Origin of the sequence: Allobosea sp. (genome assembly GCF_030694325.1) — a bacterium.
Classification (GTDB): domain Bacteria; phylum Pseudomonadota; class Alphaproteobacteria; order Rhizobiales; family Beijerinckiaceae; genus Allobosea.
In genome coordinates this window covers 1-4,506 of the sequence record NZ_JAUXYO010000175.1, presented here as the reverse complement: position 1 = coordinate 4,506, position 4,506 = coordinate 1, and the positions used below count along the sequence as shown (strand labels likewise).

Sequence of the window (4,506 nt, the reverse complement as noted above, 5' to 3'; positions counted from 1 at the left end):
GCGCGCCGCGCCGGCATCGACATGCAATGTGCCGCGCGGCTCGAGCGAGCCGGCGATCCAGGTCTTGCGCGCGGTGGCGGGGGTCGAGGCGGTCAGGAACCAGGTGCAGCGCCCCCCGGCCGCGATGGCGGCGAGCGGGTTCTTCGCCCGCCCGTCGGCGATGAGCATATGCGTGCCGCCGCTGGCGGCGATCTTGCCGGCTTCGATCTTCGTGCGCATGCCACCGCGCGAGAGTTCGGAGGCGGCGCCCCCGGCCATCGCATCGATCTCAGGGGTGATGCGCTCGACCAGCGGGATGTGGCGCGCCGCCGGGTCCCGTGCGGGCGGGGCGGTGTAGAGACCGTCGATGTCGGAGAACAGGACAAGCAGGTCTGCCCCGGCCATGGTGGCGACGCGGGCAGCGAGCCGGTCGTTGTCGCCATAGCGGATCTCGGTGGTGGCGACGGTGTCGTTCTCGTTGATCACGGGTACGGCGCGCAGGTCGAGCAGCCGGCCGAGCGTGGCGCGGGCGTTGAGATAACGCCGGCGCTCCTCGGTATCGGCCAGGGTCAGCAGGATCTGGCCGGCGGTGAGGCCATGATGGCCCAGCGCCTCGGCCCAGGTGCGGGCGAGCGCGATCTGGCCGACGGCCGCCGCGGCCTGGCTTTCCTCCAGGCGCAGCGGCCCGGAGGGCAGGGCGAGCACGGTACGGCCCAGCGCGATCGCGCCGGACGAGACAACCAGCACGTCCGCGCCGCGCTGATGCAGATCGGCGAGGTCCTCCGCCAGCGCCGCCAGCCAAGCCTGGCGCAGGCGGCCGCGCTCGCGATCGACGAGCAGGCTCGAGCCGACCTTGACGACGATGCGGCGGAACTGATGGAGCGACGGCGTCTTCACGGACAGGGAAACCCGCGGGGTTGGCGATTGGGCTGCCTGCGTCTTGGCGAAAAGCGCGACATTGTAAAGCGCCGGCCAGGAGGTCGGGGGCGCGGCCTGCGCATTCACGCGGCAGTTGCATTGACATTGCCGGTTCGAGCGCTCATATGGGGCGTGTCGATATTTAGGCCGAACGACTTGGCCCCGCGCATTTCATGCGCACGCTGACGACCTTCCCGCTAAAACTTCGAAAACGGCGCGAGAAATCCGTCTCGCGTCAAAAATCATACCGTGAAAGGGTTCGTCATGAGCGCCGGTACAGTCAAGTGGTTCAATTCGACCAAGGGTTTCGGTTTCATCCAGCCGGATGACGGCGGGCAGGACGTGTTCGTCCACATCAGCGCTGTCGAGCGCGCTGGCATGCGTGATCTCCAGGAAGGTCAGAAGATCTCCTACGAGCTCACCCAGGACAAGCGTTCGGGCAAGATGTCGGCGGACCAGCTCCGCGCCGAGTGAGACCAGCGCCGCAGCGGCCGGCCAGGACAGCAGGAGGGCGACCACGGATGTACTGGCGCCCCCGTTTCCAAGCTTCAGCCGCAGCGGCGTGACGAAGGGTCGGTCCTTGTGCCCGGCCCTTTTTTCCATTCTCGAACCGCAGGAGTGACAGATGCAGGTTCTCGTTCGCGACAACAATGTCGATCAGGCCCTTCGGGTCCTGAAGAAGAAGATGCAGCGCGAAGGCGTGTTTCGCGAGATGAAGCGCCGTTCGGCCTATGAGAAGCCGTCCGAGAAGCGCGTCCGCGAGAAGGCCGATGCGATCCGGCGCGCCCGCAAGGTCGCCCGCAAGCAGATGCAGCGCGAAGGACTGATCGCCGCGCCGAAGCCCAAGCCGCGCCCGGTGCGCGCTGGAAGCGCACCCGCGCCGCGCTGATTTCGATACCATTCGGGCGCATTTTGGATTAATGCGCCCTCGCGGGCCGAAATGCGCCCGTCACAACCCGAGAGAAGGCCAGCCTTGAAGAACCCGAACGACCGCAGCTTCACTGATCGCCAGGCCAATTCCGCGGCCGCCAAGAAAGCGCTCCTGGAGCGTTTCAAGGCGAGGCCGGGTCCGGATGACCCGATCATGCAGCAGCGACGCGCGGAACGCGAAGCCGTCGCCGCCGCCCGGGTCGAGCGTGAGGCCGAGAAGGCCGCCATCCGCGCCGAGCAGGAGCGCCTCGCCGAGATCGAGCGTCTGCGCCTGGAAGAGGAAGAGCGTATCGCCGAGATCGCCCGCGAGGCCGCCCGCAAGGCGGAGCAGGCGAAGCGCGATGCGGAGCGCCCGCGCAAGGTGCTGCTCGAGGCCGTGCAGTACGCGCAGATGCGCGCCGCCGGCAAGGGCGGTCGCCGCTGACGGCTCCATCACCGGGCGTCGCCCGGTGATGCGGAAGGCTTCCGCAGTCCATGTCCCGCGGGATCCACAAGTGGATCCCGCGACCACGACATGCCGTCCAAAAGGGGGCGGGTCGCTCCGTGCCGTCCGGCCGGATCGTGAACCCGCTTCTCGCCGCCGACACGGGAGTGAGCCGCCATGGCGACGCGAGGCCTTTCAGCCGACGAGATCAAGCTTCGCGCGCAGCGTGCCTTCGAAAAGGCCGACGCCCGCAAGCAGGAGGCCTCACGCGCCATGGAGGCCGAGCAGGTCGAGCGCGAGGCGGTGCTGCAGAAGACGGTCCGGCTGAGGGCGCTGCGCCTCGCCAAGGAGGCCGCCGATGCCGAGACGGCCGCGATCGTCGCCGCCGAGCAGGCGCGCATCAAGACCGAGGCGGCCGATGCCAAGGCCGCCGCCAAGGCCCTGAAGGCCGCCGAGACCGCCAAGCGCGCGACCAAGAGCCGGGCCAAGGCCTGACGACCGGCTTCGGCCGCCCCCGCCCCCTCGTCTGCGCCGATCGTCCCGGCCGGCCATGCCATGCCGCAGCGCCGCTCATGCCATGCCTCGCATAGAGGCACCGCGCTTGCGATTATGGCTTTCAGTTGACCCGCGCCCTCATTACCGTATGAAAAATTGTCGCAGGCAGATTTATCTCGCCGCCGATTGAACCTTCTCCACGCTCGCTGCGACCAACCCTCGCGAGCCGGATGTCAGGCCTCGAGGGCAATGCATACGGAATCCGACGAAGACCTCGTCAAGCGGATCGCCGGTGGCGACCGGCTCGCGATGAAGGTGCTGTTCTCGCGGCACCAGACACGGGTTTATCGTTTCGCCCTGCGCCTGCTGCGCGACGAGACGATGGCGGAGGATGTGACCGGTGACGTCTTCATGGACCTCTGGCGTCAGGCGGATCGGTTCGAGGCACGTTCCTCGGTCACGACCTGGCTGCTCACCATCGCCCGCAACAAATCCTACTCGGCCCTGCGCAAGCGGCGCGATGCCGGGCTGGACGACGATTTCGCTGCCAGCATCGAGGACGAATCCGACGATCCGGAAGTCGCGGTGCAGAAGCAGGACAAGGGCCTCGCGATCCGCGCCTGCCTCGCCAAGCTGTCCCGCGACCACGCCGAGGTCATCGACCTCGTCTATTACCACGAGAGCTCGGTCGAGGAGGTCGCCAGGATCGTCGGTATCCCCGAGAACACGGTCAAGACACGTCTCTTCCACGCCCGCAAGAAGCTGGGCGAACTGCTCAAGGCCGCAGGAATCGACCGGGGCTGGCCCTGAGGGGGCGCATCTGAGCCGGCGTTTGCTGACCCGATTGCCGATGCCTTCTTCCCCTCATCCGCTCTTTCTGCGTCCCTCGAGCGATCCTGGAGTCCAGCCATGACCGACGCCATCGCGACCGATCCCAAGCGCGCCGAACTCGAGCTGCTGCTGCCGTTCTACGCCAATGGCCGGATCTCGGCCGCCGATAAGGCGCGCGTCGAGGCGGCCCTGGCTACGGACCCCGAACTGGCACTGCGGCTCGACATCGTCCGCGACGACATGGCCGAGACTGTGCTGCTGAACGAGAGCCTCGGGGCTCCCTCGCCGCGTGTCCTCGACCGGCTCATGGCAGGCGTGGAGGCCACGCCGCGCCGCCAAGGCCTGCTCGCCAGCGCCAAGGGGGGCTTCATGACCTGGCTCGGTGGCCTGATGGCCGCCCAGCCGCCGCGCCGGCTGGCCTATGCGGGCGCCGTGGCCTGTGCGCTGATCGCCCTGCAGGGCATCGCGCTGACGGGTCTGCTGCTGCGCGAGGAGACCGGCTTCGAGACCGCCTCCACGCCGCCGCAGTCCTCCGAGCGCTATGTGCTGCTGAGCTTCTCGGCCGATGCGCGCGCCGGCGACATCGCCTCCTTCTTCAAGCGCTACGAGGCTTCGGTGGTGGATGGGCCGCGCGCCAACGGCTACTTCAAGGTGCGTGTCGGCGACGCGTCGCTGACGCAGGCCCAGGTCGATGCCATCGCCGCCCGGATGAAAGCCGAGGCGGCGATCGTGCGCTTCGTCGCGCCGGCGCCCTGAGACGGCGGGGCGGTGACGGACGGGCCTGCTTCTGATATGCTGTTGCTGCATCGGAGCGCATCGGGAGAGCGCATCATGACGTCGCCCCGTTCCCCGCTGACCCGCGCCGTCTCGGCCCTTCGGCTGGCCGCAGGCGGTGGTTTCGCGCTGATGCTCGCGCTGTCCGCCGGGCC

At 68.4% G+C, this 4,506-nt stretch carries 7 protein-coding genes; 6 read left to right on the top strand and 1 reads right to left on the bottom strand.

Annotation, left to right across the window (positions count from 1 at the left end; all coding sequences use genetic code 11):
- Positions 1–876, bottom strand: an 876-nt coding sequence (proB, locus tag Q8M82_RS10865) for a glutamate 5-kinase (RefSeq protein WP_371126316.1), incomplete at its 3' end; no start/stop codon positions are given.
- 285 nt (positions 877–1,161) lie between these two features.
- Here proB and Q8M82_RS10860 point away from each other — a divergent pair.
- The 6 genes from Q8M82_RS10860 (at position 1,162) to Q8M82_RS10835 (ending at position 4,333) form a co-directional block, all read left to right on the top strand.
- A complete protein-coding gene (locus Q8M82_RS10860) occupies positions 1,162–1,371 on the top strand; it encodes a cold-shock protein (protein WP_069056707.1) in 210 nt (69 codons plus the stop codon).
- 151 nt (positions 1,372–1,522) lie between these two features.
- Entirely contained in the window at positions 1,523–1,786 is a 264-nt protein-coding gene (rpsU, locus tag Q8M82_RS10855; protein ID WP_066723523.1) for a 30S ribosomal protein S21, read from the top strand.
- Positions 1,787–1,837: 51 nt separating this feature from the next.
- Positions 1,838–2,251, top strand: coding sequence for a DUF6481 family protein (locus Q8M82_RS10850; protein ID WP_305691372.1), 414 nt, complete (start codon positions 1,838–1,840; stop codon positions 2,249–2,251).
- Positions 2,252–2,428: 177 nt separating this feature from the next.
- Positions 2,429–2,746 carry a hypothetical protein gene (locus Q8M82_RS10845; RefSeq protein WP_305691371.1) on the top strand — a complete coding sequence of 106 codons (318 nt, stop codon included), beginning with the start codon at positions 2,429–2,431 and terminating at the stop codon, positions 2,744–2,746.
- Positions 2,747–2,995: 249 nt separating this feature from the next.
- Positions 2,996–3,556, top strand: a complete 561-nt coding sequence (locus Q8M82_RS10840) for a sigma-70 family RNA polymerase sigma factor (protein ID WP_305691370.1) — start codon at positions 2,996–2,998, stop codon at positions 3,554–3,556.
- A gap of 99 nt (positions 3,557–3,655) precedes the next feature.
- Positions 3,656–4,333 carry a hypothetical protein gene (locus tag Q8M82_RS10835; protein WP_305691369.1) on the top strand — a complete coding sequence of 226 codons (678 nt, stop codon included), beginning with the start codon at positions 3,656–3,658 and terminating at the stop codon, positions 4,331–4,333.
- The last annotated feature ends 173 nt before the right edge of the window (positions 4,334–4,506 follow it).